1 protein-coding gene is annotated in these 2,539 nt (G+C 55.1%); it reads left to right on the top strand.

Going from position 1 to position 2,539, the window contains the following annotated elements:
* Positions 1-2,531 (top strand): LPD1 domain-containing protein (locus ACOYNV_RS27390; protein WP_422902985.1); only part of this gene is annotated, 2,531 nt, incomplete at its 5' end.
* Between the last annotated feature and the right edge of the window lie 8 nt (positions 2,532-2,539).

Raw genomic sequence — 2,539 nt, 5'->3', positions numbered from 1 at the left:
ACAATGTAGAAGTCGTTCTCATGCGTGATGATGGTTCTGACGCATGGTTGATGACTGGGTACGAGAAGAATGAAGCTGAAGAAGAGATTCCTTCTGTTGATTCCGGCGAGGGTGGCGGCAGCACCGGAACTACGCTTGCCGGGCCTACACCACCCCGTCCCGGCAAGGGAGCAGAAGGTGAGGAAAGTATAGCTTCTGATGCGCAAACAATCAACAAAGGGGAACCCCCTCCCAAAGACGGCGACCGAAACGCCGAAGGTTTGGTATTCCGCGACGGCAGGTGGCATCGTGAGGATTTTGGCGCGTCAAAACTAGACCAACTCCGCACACTGGTTACCAAGATGGGCGGCATTGACGTAGTAGCTGAAAGGCTGAAGAAAGACCCCGAGCAGGCAGAATTGCTGATCGCCCGCTTCACAGAAGCACTCGGACTTCCGCGAGAATCTGTACTGACCGAATTAGGCTTGAAAACAAAGATAGCCCCTGCAAAAAGTGCGAAGAAGCCATTGCCAGAAGCCATTGCCGCAAGCAATCCGTTATCTGAAGATGATCCTTCCTCGCCTGACTACCGCTACCGGGATACAGGCTACGTTGCTGGCAGTCGCAAGGAGAACGCTGCCATCAGTGCCGCACTCAACTTGCGCGAGGCCAAGAAATCCGGGCGCCGGGTCAATGCTAACGAAGTTGATTGGGAAGCGATTGAAACAAACCCGCGTGAAGCGAAGGAACTGATTACCAAGTCCAGCCTGTTTGGCATTGTCCCGTGGGATGATCTGAAAGCATCCGGCATGGAGCCCGGCGCCGGGTTTCTGATTGACCGGGTGTATTCGGCCATTGGAACCGAGCCAACGGAAGATTCGCCACAAGCCCGTAAAGACTACGCCCTTGGCCTGCAATCATTGCGTGAGCGACTGGAAAAGTGCCGGTCACCCAATGAGGTTGTCGACGTTATCGATGAACTGCGCGACGAGTACGACGGGAAGATGCTGACGGCAGAAGATTCGGTCGAGTTTGAACGCCTGCAACAAGAAGCGAAAGGTCTGCGCACGCGGCTTACGGAATTGAAAGCCGCGCAAGGCGTTCTATATGAAGAGGCTACGCGACTACGCAATGAGTCGTATGCGGCAAACCATGAGGTCGAGAAGAGGCAGCGCCGGGGGTGGAAGGTAGCGACTGAGCTTATCGACATAAAGATTGATGCCGGAGAGGTCGCCGATGCGTCGTGGAAAATATGGTCTGATCTTCTTGAAAAGCAAAGGCCATTGATCGGTGAGATAGAGAACGCCATCAATACGGCGCGGTTCGCCATGAATGGAATTACCGTCAAATCTGTCCTGCGTAACAAGACCGACAATCCGCTGGCTAGGGCATGGGCGGGAATGGGCGAGCGGTTTATTGGCGTGCTCAAGTTCCGGTCAAGCGGATCGTATCGCGGGATGAAGTCGGTCGGGTCTGAAGCCTTCAGGAACCATGCGGCATCGGCAAAGGCGGGAAAGATCAAGGATTGGTCATGGGCTGAAAGCACAGGAGCAACAAGGGCGCCGTCCATCAAAAAAGAGTCGGTGCGCTTCCAGCTTAAAGTAGCGGATCGGTACGAGCGAATCGGTGGCCGGCCTATCGCGCCAGAATCAACCTTGGCACTTAAGGAAGCGTTCAACCTGCGCGACGTTCAATCCGGAAATTGGGTCTTGCGGGATTCGGTATCGGCCAAGTTCCACGTCGAGAATACGGCCGCAGCGTTTTCCGATCTAGCCGATATATTCGGCGTTCCTGATGCCTATGTCTCGCTCAATGGGCGGCTGGCAATGGCTTTTGGTGCGCGAGGGTCAGGCGCAAAAGGATGGGCAGATGGTGCGCCCAAAGCGCATTATGAGCCTGTGCAGCGCGTTATCAACCTCACCAAGATGGGCGGCGGCGGTTCATTGGGCCATGAATGGGCGCATGCCTTGGACAACCTTGTCAAGGAAGCGGCTACCGGCGAGGCATCTAGTTCTGAAGATTTTGCCTCGCAGAACCCGGAAATCTTGCCCCCCGGCGAATTGCGCGATGCGTTTACCGCCGTTCGCAGAGCCCTGCTTGACGGAAACGTAAAGGCGTCTGAGACGCTGTCATATAGCAGCAGAGACGTTGCGATGGCCGACTACAACATCAACGCGGCACGTCCGTCTTCCGTCGCTCAGGCTATCAAGGACGCAGGGAGTTCCAGTGCGGCTATTCAGGCGGTCGATGCGTACTTCAGTGGGCGATCACTAACGCCGAAGGTAAAAAAGAACATTGCCGATTGGCGAAGGATGTCAATTGCCTATTTTGACCGTAACCCCGAAGGCGGCAAGGTAAGCGTCAAGTCCGGGCCGGGCATGTCGCAATTCGCATCCGATGCCGCCGATCTTGATCAGGGAGGAAAATCGTACTGGTCAACGACGCATGAAATGTTTGCGCGTGCATTCCAGTCCTATGTCGAGGACAATCTTTCAGTCATGGGGCGTGTTATGGCCCGCTCAAATCCAGACAAACAAACCCGAGCTGGATGAGGATGAGA

This window comes from Propionivibrio sp., from assembly GCF_049316945.1.
Lineage (GTDB): Bacteria > Pseudomonadota > Gammaproteobacteria > Burkholderiales > Rhodocyclaceae > Propionivibrio.
The sequence above is the reverse complement of the archived record's forward strand: the minus strand, read 5'-3'. Positions and strand labels throughout refer to the sequence as shown.